Annotated in this window: 13 protein-coding genes; 5 read left to right on the top strand and 8 right to left on the bottom strand. The window is 63.7% G+C overall.

Going from position 1 to position 17,905, the window contains the following annotated elements:
* Positions 1-119 precede the first annotated feature (119 nt).
* Complete coding sequence (locus tag AC1DMG_RS12310) at positions 120-857, top strand: class I SAM-dependent methyltransferase (RefSeq protein WP_477177478.1); 738 nt, start codon at positions 120-122, stop codon at positions 855-857.
* 81 nt (positions 858-938) lie between these two features.
* Here the strand turns inward: AC1DMG_RS12310 and AC1DMG_RS12305 are convergent, their stop codons facing one another.
* The 4 genes from AC1DMG_RS12305 to orn all read right to left on the bottom strand — a co-directional run bounded on the left by AC1DMG_RS12305 (position 939) and on the right by orn (position 4,877).
* Complete coding sequence (locus AC1DMG_RS12305; RefSeq protein ID WP_477177479.1) at positions 939-1,874, bottom strand: isopenicillin N synthase family dioxygenase; 936 nt, start codon at positions 1,872-1,874, stop codon at positions 939-941.
* A gap of 109 nt (positions 1,875-1,983) precedes the next feature.
* Positions 1,984-3,330 carry a phosphoglucosamine mutase gene (glmM, locus tag AC1DMG_RS12300; RefSeq protein WP_477180563.1) on the bottom strand — a complete coding sequence of 449 codons (1,347 nt, stop codon included), beginning with the start codon at positions 3,328-3,330 and terminating at the stop codon, positions 1,984-1,986.
* Positions 3,331-3,387: 57 nt separating this feature from the next.
* Positions 3,388-4,296, bottom strand: a complete 909-nt coding sequence (folP, locus tag AC1DMG_RS12295; protein ID WP_477180562.1) for a dihydropteroate synthase — start codon at positions 4,294-4,296, stop codon at positions 3,388-3,390.
* A 20-nt stretch (positions 4,297-4,316) separates the two neighbouring features.
* The gene (gene orn / locus AC1DMG_RS12290; protein ID WP_441602399.1) at positions 4,317-4,877 is read right to left on the bottom strand and encodes an oligoribonuclease; all 561 of its coding nucleotides are present in this window, start codon (positions 4,875-4,877) and stop codon (positions 4,317-4,319) included.
* A 128-nt stretch (positions 4,878-5,005) separates the two neighbouring features.
* Between orn and sbcB the strand changes: the two genes are divergently transcribed.
* Both sbcB and AC1DMG_RS12280 read left to right on the top strand, forming a co-directional pair.
* A complete protein-coding gene (gene sbcB, locus AC1DMG_RS12285) occupies positions 5,006-6,454 on the top strand; it encodes an exodeoxyribonuclease I (RefSeq protein ID WP_477177482.1) in 1,449 nt (482 codons plus the stop codon).
* 11 nt (positions 6,455-6,465) lie between these two features.
* Positions 6,466-7,152, top strand: coding sequence for a DUF2461 domain-containing protein (locus AC1DMG_RS12280; RefSeq protein WP_477177483.1), 687 nt, complete (start codon positions 6,466-6,468; stop codon positions 7,150-7,152).
* A gap of 177 nt (positions 7,153-7,329) precedes the next feature.
* On the opposite strand, the gene AC1DMG_RS12275 is transcribed toward AC1DMG_RS12280, so the two are convergent.
* Together AC1DMG_RS12275 and acnB are read right to left on the bottom strand one after the other, a co-directional pair.
* Complete coding sequence (locus tag AC1DMG_RS12275) at positions 7,330-8,241, bottom strand: LysR family transcriptional regulator (RefSeq protein ID WP_477177484.1); 912 nt, start codon at positions 8,239-8,241, stop codon at positions 7,330-7,332.
* A gap of 694 nt (positions 8,242-8,935) precedes the next feature.
* On the bottom strand, positions 8,936-11,527 hold the full coding sequence (acnB, locus tag AC1DMG_RS12270) for a bifunctional aconitate hydratase 2/2-methylisocitrate dehydratase (RefSeq protein WP_477180561.1): 2,592 nt from the start codon (positions 11,525-11,527) through the stop codon (positions 8,936-8,938).
* Between the two features lie 547 nt (positions 11,528-12,074).
* On the opposite strand from acnB, the gene acnA reads away from it, so the two are divergent.
* Positions 12,075-14,825, top strand: coding sequence for an aconitate hydratase AcnA (acnA, locus tag AC1DMG_RS12265; RefSeq protein WP_477180560.1), 2,751 nt, complete (start codon positions 12,075-12,077; stop codon positions 14,823-14,825).
* Between the two features lie 171 nt (positions 14,826-14,996).
* Here acnA and AC1DMG_RS12260 read toward each other — a convergent pair whose 3' ends face one another.
* Positions 14,997-15,401 carry a nuclear transport factor 2 family protein gene (locus AC1DMG_RS12260; RefSeq protein WP_477177487.1) on the bottom strand — a complete coding sequence of 135 codons (405 nt, stop codon included), beginning with the start codon at positions 15,399-15,401 and terminating at the stop codon, positions 14,997-14,999.
* A gap of 160 nt (positions 15,402-15,561) precedes the next feature.
* Between AC1DMG_RS12260 and AC1DMG_RS12255 the strand changes: the two genes are divergently transcribed.
* Positions 15,562-17,238 carry a long-chain-fatty-acid--CoA ligase gene (locus AC1DMG_RS12255; RefSeq protein ID WP_477180559.1) on the top strand — a complete coding sequence of 559 codons (1,677 nt, stop codon included), beginning with the start codon at positions 15,562-15,564 and terminating at the stop codon, positions 17,236-17,238.
* A gap of 120 nt (positions 17,239-17,358) precedes the next feature.
* On the opposite strand, the gene AC1DMG_RS12250 is transcribed toward AC1DMG_RS12255, so the two are convergent.
* The gene (locus AC1DMG_RS12250; RefSeq protein ID WP_441602407.1) at positions 17,359-17,727 is read right to left on the bottom strand and encodes a PilZ domain-containing protein; all 369 of its coding nucleotides are present in this window, start codon (positions 17,725-17,727) and stop codon (positions 17,359-17,361) included.
* Positions 17,728-17,905 lie beyond the last annotated feature (178 nt).

Below are 17,905 nucleotides of genomic sequence, written 5' to 3'. Positions count from 1 at the left end.
CCTACGGAGCGGTACACCCAGGCGTGGCTGTCGCGCACAGGGTGCGCTCCCACAGACGAGCGCAACATCGAAACTGCCGTCGATATACTGCGCTTGTCCAACTTGCGCAGGGCACGTCGATGAGCTTCAAGGATCATTTCTCAGGGCATGCGTCGATCTATCGCGAGGCTCGCCCTTCTTATCCTGATGCGTTGTTTGACTGGCTCGCGCAGATCGCCCCGGCGACCGAGCTTGCCTGGGATTGCGGCTGTGGAAACGGGCAAGCCAGTGTCTCGCTTGCTGAGCGTTTTGCGCGCGTGTTTGCCAGCGATCCGAGTGCGAATCAAATCGCCAATGCAGAGGCGCGCGCGAACATCGAATACCGTGCCGAACCGTCCGAGTATTGTTCGCTACCCGATGCCAGCGCCGATCTGGTGACGATTGCTCAGGCGCTGCATTGGTTTGATTTCGATGCGTTCTATGCGGAAGTGCGGCGGGTGCTCAAACCCGGCGGCGTGATCGCCGCGTGGTCATACGCGGATTGTCATGTCACGCCTGACGTCGATGCGCTGAAGAATCGTGTGTATGTGGATCTTGTCGGCCCATATTGGCCGCCGGAACGCGATCTGGTCGATTCAGGCTATCGCACCATTCCCTTTCCGTTCGTGGAAATCGCGGCGCCGCCGTTCGAGATGTCGGTGCGCTGGAGTGTCGAACACTTCATCGCCTATTTGCGGTCGTGGTCGGCGACGCAGCGGTATGTGAAGGACAAAGGGGAAGATCCGGTCGCGATGGTGGAGGCGGAGCTTCGCGCGGCTTGGGGACAAGGTGCGCGCGAAGTGAAGTGGGACTTCTACATGCGCTGCGGGCACGTCTAGAGCGAGGTAGAAACATTCCCGCGAGCACCCGCCCCTCACCCCAACCCWCWCCCCGGAGGGGAGAGGGAGTTGACTGAGGCGTCAGATCAACTTGATCTCGCGCAATCGCTCCAGCAAATACTCATGCGAGGTAATGCTGGTGTTGTAGCGACTCGGGTTGTCCGGCGTGATCGTCTGCGGCAACGGATCGAGCACCACGTCCGGATTCGGGTGCAGGAAGTACGGCACCGAGTAGCGCGGCTTGCGGGCGTTGTCGTTCTGCGGGTTCACCACGCGGTGCGAGGTGGATGGATACACGTGGTTGGTCAGGCGCTGCAGCATGTCGCCGATGTTGACCACGATGGCGTCGCCTTCGGTGGTGATCGGCAGCCACTCGCCTTCGCGGGTGAGCACTTCCAGGCCTTCGGCGCTGGCGCCGACCAGCAAGGTGATGAAGTTGATGTCCTCGTGGGCGCCGGCGCGCACGTTCGGGATGTTTTCGTCGGTGATCGGCGGATAGTGGATCGGGCGCAGGATGGAGTTGCCCTGGTCGATCTTGTCGTCGAAGAAGTGCTCGGGCAGATCGATGTGCAGGGCCAGTGCGCGCAGTACGCGCGAGCCAAGCTGATCGAGCGCTTCGAACAAGCCGTAGCCGTTCTGCTTGAAGTCGGCGATTTCGGCCGGCCAGATGTTCGGCGGCATGACGTCGGCGAATTTCGAATCGCGCGGGATTTCGCGGCCGACGTGCCAGAACTCCTTGAGGTCGGCGAACTTGCTGTCCTTGGCCGTTTCCACCTTGTACGGCGTATAGCCGCGAGCGCCACCACTGCCGGCGATGTGGTACTTCATCTTGGTGTCGTTCGGCAGCGCGAAGAAGCGCTGGAACGAGTCGTAGGCGCCGTCGATCAGCTCGCGCGGGATGCCATGGCCGCTGATGCAGCAGAAGCCGTATTCACGGTAGGCGTTGCCCAGCTCGGCCACGAACGCGGCGCGATCGGTGTCGTAACGACGGATGTCGAGAGTCGGAACTTTCTTCATGATCTGTCCACAGGTTGTGCGTGCGGTCCACTTATCTGTCCGCCACCGCAGGGGCGGGGCACGTCGGGCCAATCCTTGGCGACCTGGGTAACAAAAACGCTTTACAGGCTCACGAACGTTCTGCCGCCGATTTTACGACACCGGCGAGCTGTTCGGCCAACTGGCGCMCTTCGGCCTCGTCGCCCGCCTCGATCGTGACGCGGACCAGGGGCTCGGTGCCGGAGGCGCGCAGCACCACGCGGCCGCGACCGGCCAGGGTCTGCTCGGTCTGGGCCAGCGCGGCGCGCACCGCCTCGCTGCCAAGGGCTTCGCGGGCGCCGTCGGCACGCACGTTGATCATGATCTGGGGCATCTTGTGCAGCCCCTGGCGGGCCACGGCTAGGTCGGCGCCGGCCAGGGCTTCGAGCACGGCCAGCGCGGACACGATGCCGTCGCCGGTGGTGGCGCGGTCCAGGCACAGGATATGGCCGGAGGTCTCGCCGCCCAGGTTGCCGCCGTGCTCCTTGAGCTGCTGCAGCACATAGCGGTCGCCCACGTTGGCGCGGATCAGCTTCACGTCGAGCTTGGCCAGCGCCAGCTGCAGGCCGTAGTTGCTCATCAGCGTGCCGACCACCGGTCCGAGCAGCAGGCCCTGGGCATGCCAGGCGTTGGCCAGCACGTAGAGAATGTCGTCGCCGTCGGCGGTCTTGCCGTGGCGGTCGACCAGTTGCAGGCGGTCGCCATCGCCGTCGAAGGCAATGCCGATATCGGCGCCCTGCTCCACTACCGCGCGCTGCAGCGACTGCGGATGGGTGGAGCCGACGTCGCGGTTGATGTTGAAGCCGTCGGGCTTGTCGCCCAGCGTGGTGACCACGGCGCCCAGCTCAGAGAACACCTTGGGCGCCACCTGGTAGGTCGCGCCGTTGGCACAGTCCAGCACGATCTTGATGCCGCGCAGGTTGAAGTCTTCCGAGACGGTGGACTTGCAGAACTCCGCGTAGCGCGTGACGGCATCGGCAATGCGAATCGCCTTGCCCAACTGCTCGGAGGGCACGGTGGCGAAGTCGAGCTCAAGCTCTTCTTCGATCGCCAGCTCTACTTCGTCGGACAGCTTCTCGCCGTTGGCGGAGAAGAACTTGATGCCGTTGTYGTGATGAGGATTATGCGAGGCGCTGATGACGATGCCTGCATCGGCGCGCAGGGAGCGCGTGAGGAAGGCGACGCCCGGCGTGGGCATGGGGCCGAGCAGCGACACATCGGCGCCTGCCGCGACCAGGCCTGCTTCGAGTGCGGACTCAAACATATAGCCGGACACGCGCGTGTCCTTGCCAATCACTACCTTCGGTCGCGGCCGGCCGTGGCGGGCGAGCACCACGCCCACGGCGCGTCCCAGCCGCAGCATGAAATCGGCGCTGATCGGCCACTGCCCCACGAGACCGCGAATACCGTCGGTTCCGAAATACTTCCGTTGCGTCATGGTCCTGCTCCTACCGGGTCGGCGCTACAAAGGCGCCAGACGTCCTGGTCTGTTTGGTTATTCGTCGTCCGGCCAACGCGGCGCGGAAGGTTTGTCGTCGCGGCGCGGCGGTGTGTCGCCGACTTGCACGGCGTTCCATACCGCCAATGCATCCACCGTGGCCGCCACATCGTGCACGCGCACCATGCGCGCGCCACGCTGCACGGCGATGACCGCGGCCGCGACCGAACCGGCCATGCGTTCGGCCGGCACCTGGCGGCCGGTCAGCGTGCCGATCATCGATTTGCGCGACATGCCCACGTAGACGCCGCTGCCAAGGCTGGCGAAACGTTCCAGCGCGCGCAGCAGCGCGAGATTGTGTTCCAGGTTCTTGCCGAAACCAAAGCCCGGGTCGACCATCACTTTGCGGCGATCGATGCCGGCAAGCTCGCAGGCGAACAGGCGATCGGTGAGGAAGCGATGCACTTCGCCCACCACGTCGTCGTACTGCGGATCGTCCTGCATGCTGCGCGGCTCGCCCAGCATATGCATCAGGCACACCGGCACCCCCAGCTCGGCCACGGCGTCCATGGCGCCCTCGCGCCGCAGCGCGTAGACGTCGTTGACCATGCCGGCGCCCGCGGCCACGGCCGCGCGCATCACTTCGGGCTTGGAGGTATCAATGGCCAGCGGCACGCCGGTGCGCGCCACCAGTTGTTGCAGCACGGGCAGCACGCGGCGCAGTTCTTCGTCCACCGGCACGTCGTCGGAACCGGGGCGGGTCGATTCGCCGCCGATATCGAGCATGTCCGCGCCCTCTTCCACCATGCGCAGGCCATGCGCAACGGCGTCATCGACCKACGCGTATTGACCACCGTCAGAGAACGAATCGGGCGTGACGTTGAGGATGCCTACCACGCGCGGACGGTCGAGCTTCAACTGGCGGCCGTTGCAGTCGAGCACGGGAGCGAACAGATCGAAAGACATGATGACTCCCAGGGGTGACCTTAGGACGCGCCGCCCAGCGGTCCCATGAACTGGCGGTAATAGCGCAGCTCGTCGATCGAATCGCGGATATCGGACAGCGCCGTATGCGCCGATTCCTTGGCAAAGCCCTTGCCGATGGCCGGCGACCAGCGGCGTGCGAGCTCCTTGAGCGTCGACACGTCCAGATTGCGGTAATGGAAGAAGCGCTCCAGGCGCGGCATCTGGCGATGCAGGAAGCGGCGGTCCTGGCAGATGGAGTTGCCACACATCGGCGATTTGCCCGGCGGCACCCATTCCTTGAGGAAGTTGAGCGTGGCCTGTTCGGCGGCCAGGTGGTCGTCGGCCGAGGCCACCACCTGTTCCCACAGACCGGAGCGGCGATGCTGGTTGCGGTTCCACGCGTCCATGCCTTCCAGGCGCTCCAAGGCGTGCCGGATCGCGAAGACCGGGCCTTCGGCCAGTACGCGAAGATCCTTGTCGGTGACGATCGTGGCGATCTCGAGGATGGAGTCGTTGTCCGTATCGAGGCCGGTCATCTCCAGATCGATCCAGATCAGATTGTCTTCGTTCGCTTGGCTCATGCGCCCTCCTGGACGCGGAGTCTAACAGCAGGTTGCGGGCCGCCACCCTGATTTTCGGCCTAGCTCTTACGCCGAACCCTCGCCGGGGGAGCGTGGAGCACGCATGAAGGCCATGCGATGATCGCTGCATGCAGACCTTCTTCTGGCACGACTACGAGACCTTCGGCGCCGACCCCTGGCGCGATCGACCCGTCCAGTTCGCGGGCATCCGCACGACCATGGAGCTGGAAATCGTGGGCGAGCCGGTGATGTTCTTCGGCAAGCCACCCCGTGAAATGCCGCCCCATCCCGACGCCTGCCTGATCACCGGCATCACGCCGCAACAGGCCGAGCGCGAGGGTTGCCTCGAGGCGGACTTCGCCGCCCGCGTGCACGAACAGCTGGCCCAGCCGGGCACCTGCGGCGTGGGCTACAACTCCCTGCGCTTCGACGACGAGATCGGGCGCCAGATGTTCTACCGCAATATGTTCGAGCCTTATGGCCGCGAATGGGAGAACGGCAACTCGCGCTGGGACCTGATCGACCTGGTGCGCATGTGCCAGGCGCTGCGACCCGAAGGCATCGAATGGCCCAGGCGCGAGGATGGCTCGCCCAGCTTCAAGCTTGAGCATCTGGCCACCGCCAACCACCTGCGGCAGGAGCGCGCGCACGACGCCTTGTCGGACGTCTACGCGCTGATCGACCTGGCGCGCCTGATCCGTGTGCGCCAGCCGCGGCTATGGGACTGGTACTTCAACCTGCGCCGCAAGCAGCGCGTGTTCGAGATGCTCGACGTGGTGGCGATGACGCCGGTGCTGCATGTGTCGTCGCGTTATCCAGCGAGCCGTCACTGCCTCGCGGTGGTGGCGCCCTTGGCGGCCCATCCGAGTCGCCCGGGGGAAATCATCGTTTACGACCTTTCCAGCGATCCGTCTGAACTGCTTGAGCTGGATGAGGATGAAATCGCGGACCGGGTGTTCACTTCGCGTGCCGATCTGCCTGAAGGTGTGGAACGCATTCCGCTGCGCACCGTGCGTGCGAATCGGGCGCCGGCGCTCGCGCCGTTGTCTACGCTCAAGGGCATGGACATGGGGCGTCTGCAGATCGACCTGGAGAAGATTCAGGCCCATCGCGACATGCTCGCTTCGGCGGATGGTCTGGCGGCCAAGCTACGTCGAGTGTTCCAGCGCGCTGCCGATCTGCCGCCCCCGGCCGATCCCGAACTCGCCTTGTACGGCGGCTTTCTGCCTGATGCCGACAAGCGCCTGCTGACCGATATCCGCGGCACGCCGCCCGAACAGCTGGGGCAACGCGCGTTTCCATTCCGCGACACGCGCTATCCGGAGCTGCTGTTCCGCTATCGGGCCCGCAACTGGCCGCACACGCTGAACTTGGACGAACAGGTGCGCTGGCAGGCGTTCTGCCGCGATCGCCTGACCAAGCCCACGCCGCTGACCAACCTCACGCTGGACGATTACTTCGCCCGCATCGCCGCCTTGCGCACCGAGCATGCGAGCGACGATAAACTCGCCATCCTCGATCAACTGCAAGCCTGGGGCGAGCAGCTCGCCGCCGACCTTGCACCCATCAGCACCTGACCACAGACACCATGGCCAACACCTATTTTTCGACTGCTACTTTTCGCTTTCTTCGATCGCTTGAAAAGAACAACAACCGCGAATGGTTCCACGCGCACAAAGACGACTACGAAACCCATGTGCGTGAGCCGTTTCTCGCCCTGATCGGCGACTTGCAGGCGCCGTTGAACAAGATCAGCAAGCATTACCGCGCCGATACGCGCAAGAACGGCGGTTCGCTGTTTCGCATTTTTCGTGACACGCGATTCTCGAACAACAAGCTGCCTTACAAATCATGGCAGGGTGCGCGGTTCTTCCATGAGCGGCGCCACGAGATCCCGGCGCCCTCGTTCTATGTGCAGATCCAGCCGGGCGACTGCTTTGCCGGCGGCGGCATGTGGCATCCGGAACCGGAGGCGCTCAAGCACATCCGCGGCTTTCTTGCCGACAATCCCGAGGCATGGAAAAAGGCCACGCGCAGCAAGACGTTCCGTGATCACTTCGAATTCTGGGGTGAATCATTGAGCCGACCGCCGCGCGGGTTTGATCCGGCGCATGAGTTGATCGATGACATCAAGCGCAAGGATTTCGCTTGTGGCGAGGGTTTTGACGAGAAGCTGGCGTGCTCGGCGGAGTTGTTGCCGTGGTTGGTGGATACTTATAAGCGGGTGGCGCCGATGATTGATTATTTGTGTGCGGCGCAGGAGTTGGAGTTTTAAGCAAGAACGGCGGACGGCGCCCGGCTTTTCTGTGGGAGCGCACCCTGTGCGGGACAAACCAACGAAGCGATACATCCAGGCGTGACTGTCGCGCACAGGGTGCGCTCCCACAGGTTTTCGCCTTGGGCTTGTGAACGACGAGCCTTGAGACGCAACCCGAAAATCCGCCGAACCGATTCAATCGACTTCGCTTAGCACCTTCAATCCCGGCCGCTGCTTCGCCAGCTTGCGCAGCAATGCCGCGAAGTTCTGCAAATCGGCATGCCACGGCGACGCTTCGCGCCAGTAGAGCGCGATCTCGCGACCTGGAGCTTGTCCTTTGAGCTTGGCGAGCACGACATTGGGCATCGAAGCCAATCGTTCGTGCGCCAGAGCCGGCACCAGCGCATAGCCTCCGCGCAATTCCACCAGCGCAGCGAGGCTTTCCAGGCTCACGTCCTGCACGTGACCGCCGCCGAGTACATCTTCGCAATGGCTTTCGGTCATCAGCGTGGCGTCGGTGGCATCGAGTTGTTCCAGGCCCACGCTGCGCTTGCCGGCCATGGCGTGGTCGGCGCGGAACATGACTTCCCAGGGTTCGAAGAACAACGGGCGCATCGCTACGCCACTAACTGGCGGGACCAGAGGAGCCAGCACCGCGTCGAGCTCGCCCTCGTTCAAGCGGCGCAGCAGGCCGCGTGGCTTGCCTTCGGAAAGACTCAGGCGCGTGCCCGGAAAATGCTGGGGAAACGGGCCGATCAGATGCGGCAGCAGATAAGGACCGAGCGAGGCGGGAACACCGAGCCGCAGCTCGCCGCCGAATGCCACCTCGCCCGCGCGTGCCACTTGCTGCAGGTGTTCCGCCGCGGCAAGCACGGCATCAATCTGTTCAAGCAAACGTTGACCGCCCGCCGTGGGCACGATGCGGCGACCGCCTCGCTCAAACAGCGGCGCACCCAGCGCCTGCTCCACTTTCTGCACCTGATGCGAGAGGCCGGACGGGCTGATGTGCATCGCACGCGCCGCGCTATTGAAGCTGCCATGGCGACGCACCGCCTGCACCAGCATCAGGTCACGAAGCGAGACTACCGATAGGTGAGAAGAAATCATCCGTGGGGTGCTTGCCTGGCCTGTGACGGGGCGAAGCATAAACGACCCTGATGGTCACCGTGACAGGATGCCTGCCTCCCCTTTGTAGGAGCGCACTTGTGCGCGACCCACCGGTGCGGTGATTCCGGAGGTATCGGTCGCCCACAAGTGGGCTCCTACAAGGGGACCGTGTCACCGGCCTTTTGTGGGAGCGCACCCTGTACGCGACAAACCAACGGAGCGGCAATCCTTGCCTGGCTTGTGACGGGGCGAAGCATAAACGACCCTGATGGTCACCGTGACAGGATGCCTGCCTCCCCCTTGTAGGAGCGCACTTGTGCGCGACCCACCGGTGCGGTGATTCCGGAGGTATCGGTCGCCCACAAGTGGGCTCCTACAAGGGGACCGTGTCACCGGCCTTTTGTGGGAGCGCACCCTGTGCGCGACAAACCAACGGAGCGGCAATCTCGATGTGCCCCTGTCGGCCACAGGGTGGCCTCCCACAAATGAAGCAGACAGTGCGCGATACCTCAGCAAGGTCTCTGTGGGAGCGCACCCTGTGCGCGACAAACCAGCGGAGCGGCAATCCCGATGTGCCCCTGTCGGCCACAGGGTGGCCTCCCACAATGACGCGAGGAGCGCCCCGTGCATCGCGCAAAAAGAAAGGGCGGCTTGCGCCGCCCTTCTCCAGTCACTGTGACGTGACTCACCGCTCTCAGGCAGTAACCGTGTCGGCCACGTCCTGGTAATCGGCGATCTGATTGAAGTTCATGTACTTGTAGATCTTSTCGCCRTTGGCATYSAGCACRCCCAYRTCCGWCATGTACTCKKCCTTGGTCGGRATRCGSCCCAGGCGCGAGCAGATCGCSGCSAGYTCRGCCGARCCCAGGTACACGTTGGAGTTCTTGCCCAGACGGTTGGGGAAGTTGCGGGTGGAGGTGGAGAACACCGTGGCACCCTCGCGCACCTGCGCCTGGTTGCCCATGCACAGCGAGCAGCCCGGCATTTCCATGCGGGCGCCGGCGATGCCGAGCACGCCGTAGTGGCCTTCCTCGGTCAGCTGCTGCTGGTCCATCTTGGTCGGCGGAGCGACCCACAGCTTGRTCGGGATRTCGCGCTTGCCTTCSAGCAGCTTSGAWGCMGCMCGGAAGTGRCCGATRTTGGTCATGCACGAACCGATGAACACTTCRTCGATGGTCGCACCGGCCACGTCGCTGAGCGTCTTCACGTCGTCCGGGTCGTTCGGGCAGGCCACGATGGGCTCATGCACGTCAGCCAGGTCGATCTCGATGACGGCGGCATATTCGGCGTCGGCATCGCGCTCCAGCAGCTGCGGGTTCGCGAGCCATGCTTCCATCGCCTTGATGCGGCGTTGCAGGCTGYGCGGATCCTTGTAGCCCTGCGCGATCATGACCTTCAGCAGCGTGATATTGCTGTTGATGTATTCGATGATCGGCGCCTTGTCCAAGTGCACCGTGCAACCGGCGGCGGAGCGCTCGGCCGAGGCATCGGACAGCTCGAACGCCTGCTCCACCTTCAGATTCGGCAGACCTTCGATCTCCAGGATGCGGCCGGAGAAGATGTTCTTCTTGCCCTGCTTGGCGACGGTGAGCAGACCGCTCTTGATCGCGTASAGCGGRATCGCRTTGACCAGGTCACGCAGGGTGACGCCCGGCTGCAGTTCGCCCTTGAAGCGAACGAGCACGGATTCGGGCATATCCAACGGCATCACACCGGTGGCGGCCGCGAAGGCCACCAGACCGGAGCCGGCCGGGAAGGAAATGCCGATCGGGAAACGCGTGTGGCTGTCGCCGCCGGTGCCGACGGTGTCSGGCAGCAGCATGCGGTTSAGCCASGAGTGGATCACGCCRTCGCCCGGRCGCAGCGARATGCCGCCACGSGTGCTGATGAAYTSCGGCAGCGTGTGGTGGGTCTTGACGTCRACCGGCTTCGGATAGGCGGCGGTGTGGCAGAACGACTGCATSACMAGGTCGGCCGAGAAGCCCAGGCAAGCCAGGTCCTTCAGCTCGTCGCGSGTCATCGGGCCGGTGGTGTCCTGCGARCCCACCGARGTCATCTTCGGYTCGCARTASGTGCCCGGGCGCAYGCCCTKGCCTTCCGGCAGGCCGMWGGCRCGGCCRACCATCTTCTGCGCCAGCGTRAAKCCCTTGCCGGTRTCGGCCGGCTGTTGCGGCAGGCGGAACAGGGTGGACACCGGCAGGCCCAGCGCTTCGCGCGCCTTGGCGGTGAGGCCGCGACCCACGATCAGCGGGATGCGGCCACCGGCGCGCACTTCGTCGAACAGCACATCGGACTTGACCTGGAATTCGGCGATCACTTCACCGTTCTTCAGCGCCTTGCCTTCGTACGGACGCAGCTCAACCACGTCGCCCATGTTCATGCTGGACACGTCGAGYTCGATCGGCAGCGCGCCGGCGTCTTCCATCGTGTTGTAGAAGATCGGGGCRATCTTGCTGCCCAGGCACACGCCGCCGAAGCGCTTGTTCGGMAYGAAGGGGATRTCTTCGCCGGTAAACCACAGCACCGAGTTGGTGGCGGACTTGCGGCTGGAACCGGTACCGACCACGTCGCCGACGTAGGCCACCAGGTGGCCCTTTTCCTTCAGCGATTCGATGAAGGCGATCGGGCCCCGCTTGCCGTCTTCTTCGGGCTGGAACGGCGCGCCGTCGCGCTGGTTCTTCAGCATGGCGAGGGCATGCAGCGGGATGTCCGGACGCGTGGTGGCATCGGGTGCCGGCGACAGGTCATCGGTATTGGTTTCGCCCGGCACCTTGAACACGGTGACGGTGAGGCTTTCCGGCACTTCCGGCTTGCTGGTGAACCATTCCGCATCGGCCCAGCTCTGCAGCACGGCCTTGGCGTTGRCGTTGCCCTTGTCGGCCTTGTCCTTGACGTCGTGGAAGGCGTCGAACATCAGCAGSGTGTGCTTGAGCGCKTYGGCGGCRACGGTGCCGATCTSSGCRTCGTCSAGCAGYTCGATCAGCGGRKRGATGTTGTAGCCGCCCAGCATGGTGCCSAGCAGTTCGGTGGCCTTCTCGCGCGAGATCAGCGCGCACTTTTCGGTGCCGAACGCCACGGCTGCCAGGTACGAGGCCTTGACCTTGGCCGCATCGTCCACGCCAGCCGGCACGCGGTTGGTGATCAGGTCGACGAGGAACGTCTCTTCACCGGCGGGGGGATTCTTCAGCAGTTCGATCAGCTCGGCGGTCTGCTGGGCCGACAGCGGCAGTGCGGGGATTCCCAGCGCGGCGCGCTCGGCAACATGTTGGCGGTAGGCGTTAAGCATGTGGTCTCGTCCGGTGAACGTGGATCAAAGGGGCAGCGGGCGATGGTTTGCGCCATCGCGGCGGAGGTTCACCCGGCGGGAGAGGTTCCGCGTGGCCGCTGCCGGCGTTCGACAAGGCGCAAGGTCTTGTCGCCATGCCGTTCTTGGCGGCATCACAGCCCGCTATTTTGCCAGTCCGGCCCCAAGCGCCGCAACGCAAGACAACGCTTCCGCCTGCGTTCGAAATCTTGCAAGGCGAATGTGCGGCAATCCCCAATCGGGTCTCTTGCGCGTTTGGGCTTTTGTCCCAAACTGAATGGGAGTGCTGAACGGAGAGGATGGATTCCCCGGATTGCCAGGCCTTCTTCGCCGTCATCCCGGCGTAGGCCGGGATCCAGTAGCGTCGACTTCTGGTGGTCGCGAAAACCCAACACAGGGTCACTGGATCCCGGCCTGCGCCGGGATGACGAGCTACAAAGGCTTTGCAATTCCCCTCACGTCCCGTGCCCTAGGATCCCCAAGCTACGCGTTCGCGCGTTCGCCAGACTCACGCAACAGGAGTTAGCCCATGCTGGATTCATTCGCCACCCGCGACACCCTCACTGTCAACGGCAGCCAGTACAACTTTGCCAGCCTGGCCAAGCTCGGCCAGCGCTTTGACCTCAAGACCCTGCCCTATTCGCTCAAGATCCTCCTGGAAAATCTGTTGCGCCACGAGGACGGCGTCAATGTGACCTCGAAGGAAATCGAGGCCATCGCCAACTGGGATGCCAAGGCCGAGCCCGATACCGAGATCGCCTTCATGCCCGCCCGCGTGGTGCTGCAGGACTTTACGGGCGTGCCCTGCGTGGTCGACCTGGCCGCGATGCGCGATGCGGTGGTGAAGCTCGGCGGCGACGCCAAGCAGATCAATCCGCTGGCGCCGGCTGAGCTGGTGATCGACCACTCCGTGCAGGTCGACGTCTACGGCTCGGAATCCGCGCTGGAGAAAAACGTCGAGATCGAATTCCAGCGCAACCAGGAACGCTACGCCTTCCTGCGCTGGGGCCAGAAGGCGTTCGACAACTTCAAGGTGGTGCCGCCGCGCACGGGCATCGTGCACCAGGTGAACCTGGAGCACCTGGCCCGCGTGGTGTTCACGGCCGAGAAGGACGGCGCGCCCTGGGCCTATCCGGACACCGTGTTCGGCACCGACTCGCATACCACCATGATCAAYGGCATCGGCGTRSTSGGCTGGGGCGTGGGCGGCATCGAGGCKGAAGCSGSSATGCTGGGCCAGCCGTCGTCGATGCTGATTCCGCAGGTGGTCGGCTTCAAGCTCACCGGCAAGCTCTCGGAAGGCGTGACCGCGACCGACCTCGTGCTCACCGTCACGCAGATGCTGCGCAAGCTCGGCGTGGTGGGCAAGTTCGTGGAGTTCTTCGGCAGCGGCCTCAAGCACCTGGCGCTGGCCGACCGCGCCACCATCGGCAATATGGCGCCGGAATACGGCGCCACCTGCGGCATCTTCCCGATCGACCAGGAAGCGCTCAATTACCTGCACCTGTCCGGTCGCAGCGACGATCAGATCCGCCTGGTGGAGGCCTACGCCAAGGCGCAGGGCATGTGGCATGACGAGAACGCCATCGAGCCGCGCTTCACTACCACGCTGGAACTCAACCTGGCCGATGTGAAGCCCTCGCTCGCTGGCCCCAAGCGCCCGCAGGATCGCGTGCTGCTGGAAGGCGTGCAGAAGAGCTTCCAGGACGCCGTGGGTCCGCTCACCGCCACCCGCAAGCCGCGCAACGAAGCCACCTCGGCCTTCATTGCCGAAGGCGGCTCGGCGGCCATCGGCAACCCGGCCAACGACATCACCGACAGCGGCGTGCGCGTGGACAAGGACGGCGAGTCGTTCAAGCTGGGCGATGGTGCGGTGGTGATCGCCGCKATCACCTCGTGCACCAACACCTCCAACCCGAGCGTGATGATCGGTGCGGGCCTGGTGGCGAAAAAGGCCGCGGCCAAGGGCCTCACGGCGCAGCCCTGGGTGAAGACCTCGATCGGCCCGGGTTCCAAGGTGGTCACCGATTACCTGGAAAAGACCGGCCTGTTGAAGGAGCTGGAAAAAGTCGGCTTCTATATCGTCGGTTACGGCTGCACCACCTGCATCGGCAACTCCGGTCCGCTGCCGGTGGAAATCAGCAAGGGCATTGCCGAAGGCGATCTCGCGGTGGCGTCGGTGCTGTCGGGCAACCGCAACTTCGAAGGCCGCGTGCATCCGGAAGTGAAGATGAACTACCTGGCCTCGCCGCCGCTGGTGGTCGCCTACGCTTTGGCCGGCACGCTCAACATCGACCTCACCAAGGAACCGCTGGGCACGGGCAGTGACGGCAAGCCGGTGTATCTCAAGGACATCTGGCCGACCAACCAGGAGATCTCCGACATCGTCGGCAGCGCGCTCAATCCGGAGATGTTCGAGAAGAGCTACGCCGACGTGTTCAAGGGCGACACGCGCTGGAACCACATCGCCTCGCCCGATGGCGATGTGTACAAGTGGGACGACTCGACCTACATCAAGAACCCGCCGTACTTCGAAGGCATGAGCAAGGAACCGGGCTCAATCGAAGACGTGCACGGCGCCCGCGTGCTCGGCCTGTTCGGCGACTCCATCACTACCGACCACATCTCCCCGGCCGGCTCGATCAAGAAGGACAGCCCGGCGGGCCGTTTCCTTATCTCCAAGGGCGTGGAGCCGAAGGACTTCAACTCCTACGGTTCGCGTCGCGGCAATGACGATGTGATGGTGCGCGGCACCTTYGCCAAYRTSCGCATCAAGAACCTGATGCTCGACGGCGTCGAAGGCGGCTACACGCTGTACGTGCCGAGCGGCGAGCAGTTGGCGATCTACGATGCGGCGATGAAGTACAAGGCGGACAAGACGCCGCTGGTGGTGCTGGCCGGCAAGGAATACGGCACGGGTTCGTCGCGCGACTGGGCCGCCAAGGGCACCCTGCTGCTGGGCGTGAAAGCCGTGATCGCCGAGAGCTTCGAGCGCATCCACCGCTCCAACCTGGTGGGCATGGGCGTGCTGCCGCTGCAGTTCGAAGACGGCCAGAACGCGCAGTCGCTGGGCCTGACCGGCAAGGAGACCTTCGATATCACCGGCCTCAACGGCGGCGAATCGAAGACCGCCAAGGTCACCGCCACGGGCCTGGACGGCAAGAAGAAGGAGTTCACCGTGAGGGTGTTGCTGCTCACGCCGAAGGAACGCGAGTTCTTCCGTCACGGCGGCATCCTGCAGTATGTGCTGCGCCAGCTGGCTGGAAAGAAAGCGGCCTGATCCTCGTTGCAGGCTGCTTTTGGCAAGGAGAAAACGCCGCCGTTGGGCGGCGTTTTCTTTTAGAGGCGCATCCCCTGTGGGAGCGCACCCTGTGCGCGACAGCAACCTTGATGGTTACCGCTCCGTAGGGTTGTCGCGCACAGGGTGCGCTCCCACAGAGTGACCCAGCGATCAGCTGCCCGAGGTCCACGTGGCGGCATAACAGCGCCACTCGCGCCCCTCCTTCCGCCACGCCGTCTCCACCTGATACACACCCATCTGCGCCGGCAACAGCTTTCCGCCGCTGGTCAGGGTCACGGTGAAGCGCGCGACGTAGCGATCACCGCGCATCTCCACCTCAATCGGCCCGGTCAAGGCATGGATGGTCTCGCCGCGAAACTTGGCGGCATGCAGCAGGCCAAGGATTTGCCGCCTCTCCATCTCACCGTTGTTGCCGCTGAAATCGTCGCTCAACAAGGCGTCCAGCGACGAGGCATCGGCCTGTTCGGCCGCTCGCTCGGCGGTTTCGATGCCCTGCCGCACCCGACTTTCGTCGGGCGTGCGATGGCAGGCCGTCAGGCCGATCGCGAGGAACACGCAAAACACTGGATTTACAAGTAGTTTTTGTATCGAAGGCATGCCTTATTCTCGCTGCGGCGCGGCTTGCCGCTATACGCAAGCGTATGCTCCAATGCCGCGTCATCATCTTGCCCTACGTCACTGCCGGGCCGATACATACAGGAGCGTTGGATCCAACATGAGCATTGAGCGTCCGTGGCTGGCCCATTACCCGGAAGGCGTTCCCGCGCAGATCGACATCAACCAGTACGCGTCGCTCGCCGCGGTGGTGGAAGAGGCCTTTGAGCGCTTCCGTCATCGCCCGGCTTTCTCCAGCTTCGGCAAGGTGCTCACCTACGGTCAGATCGATGAGATGAGCCGCCAGTTCGCCGGCTACCTCACCGGCGAGCTCAAGCTCGGCAAGGGCGATCGCATCGCGATCATGATGCCCAACGTATTGCAGTACCCCATCGCCTTGTTCGGCGCGTTGCGCGCGGGCCTGGTGGTGGTCAACACCAATCCGATGTACACCGCGCGCGAACTCAAGCATCAGCTGGAAGACGCCGGCGCCAAGGCCATCGTGGTGCTCGACAATTTCGCCGCGACGCTGCAGCAGGTGGTGGCCGAGACTCACGTCGAGCACATCGTCACCACCGGCATCGGCGACCTGCTCGGCGCCAAGGGCGCGCTGATCAATTTCGTGCTCAAGCACGTCAAGAAGATGGTGCCGCCGTACGAGCTGCCGCATGCCGTGCGCTTTACAGACGCCCTGTCCAAGGGCGCGCCGCATCCGATGCCCAAGGTGCAGCTCGATCACGAAGACATCGCCTTCCTGCAATACACCGGCGGTACCACCGGCGTGGCCAAGGGCGCCATGCTCACCCACGGCAACATGGTCGCCAACATGCTGCAGGCCGGTGCGTGGATCGGCAACAACGCCAAGCAGGGCGAGGAAGTGATCATCACGGCGCTGCCGCTGTATCACATCTTTTCGCTGACGGCGAACGGCCTGGTGTTCATGCGCCTGGGCGGTTTGAACTGGCTGATCACCAATCCGCGCGATATGCCGGGCTTCGTCAAGGAATTGAAGAAGTCCAAGTTCACCGCGCTGACCGGCGTCAACACCTTATTCAACGGCTTGCTCAACACGCCGGGCTTTGCCGACCTGGATTTCTCGCGCCTGCACCTGTCGCTGGGCGGCGGCATGGCCGTGCAGCGCGCGGTTGCCGAGCGCTGGAAAAAAGTCACCGGCTGCACGCTGGCCGAAGCTTACGGGCTGACCGAAACCTCGCCCGCGGCCTGCATCAATCCGCTGGACCTCAAGGATTACAACGGCTCGATCGGCCTGCCGATTCCCTCCACCGACGTGGCGATCTGGTCGGAAGAAAACCAGCCGCTGGCGATCGGCGAAGTGGGCGAACTGATGGTGCGCGGGCCGCAGGTGATGAAGGGCTACTGGCAGCGTCCGGACGAAACGGCCAAGGTGCTGGGCTCAGACGGCTGGCTGCACACCGGCGACATCGCGCGCATGGATGCCACCGGTTATGTCTACATCGTGGACCGCAAGAARGACATGATCCTGGTGTCCGGSTTCAACGTGTATCCGAACGAARTCGAAGRCGTGGTGATGCAGCATCCTGGCGTGGCCGAAGTGGCTGCCGTGGGCGTGCCGGACGAACACTCGGGTGAAGTGGTGAAGCTGTTCGTGGTGCGCAAGGACCCGAACCTCACCGTGGAAGAACTCAAGAAGTTCTGCCATGACAACCTCACCGGCTATAAGCGTCCCAAGCTGATCGAGTTCCGCGACTCGTTGCCCAAGAGCAATGTGGGCAAGATCCTGAGGCGCGAGTTGCGGGATGAGAACAAGCAGAAGTGAGGGAAGAGGCGTGGGAGTAGAGCTCACTGCGCTCAACAAAAAGCCCGGCGAACTGCCGGGCTTTTTTTATGGATTCCCTCGCGGCGATAAGTGCCGAGTGATTTCCCTCACTCCTCGCCCCTAGTCCTTCCACAACTCCAGAATATCCGCATACCCACCCAGCAGGTTCCACAGCGGCACCTGCTTGTCTTCCGGGATGCGGGTATAGGCAAAGCCCAGGTGGCGATCGGAAATACGGGCCACCTGCGCCTCCAGATGGATGTGCAGGTCGTGGCCAAAGATCATGTCGAGGATCCAGCTCTGGCCATGCTCGCCCTGCCAGCCCAGGGGGCGGCGCAGCAGCACGCCGGTCGCGGAAATGTCCACCAGTTCGGTCGAATGCGATTCGTCGGCACGGCTCATCAGCACCGTGGTCTCGATCCGCATGCGCGCCGGACGCAGCTGCTCCGGATCGGAGCTGTTCCTGACATTGTCTTCCGCTTTGCTCATCTTGCTCTTGCTCCCCACGTCAAACGCGCCAGCGCCGACTGCTTCATCCTGAAGAAACACTCCCTCATCGGTCGATGTGGAGCGTCTCCGTTCAACTTCAATCCTGCTCTTGCGTTCTCAACACACCTGCGCGGACCAGGCTTCCCGAGCCAAACCGCGCATTGATCCTGTCCTGCAC

Source organism: Dyella sp. 01N36, assembly GCF_056399745.1.
Note: the sequence above shows the minus strand (reverse complement) of the source record. Positions and strands in the feature narration are given on the sequence as shown.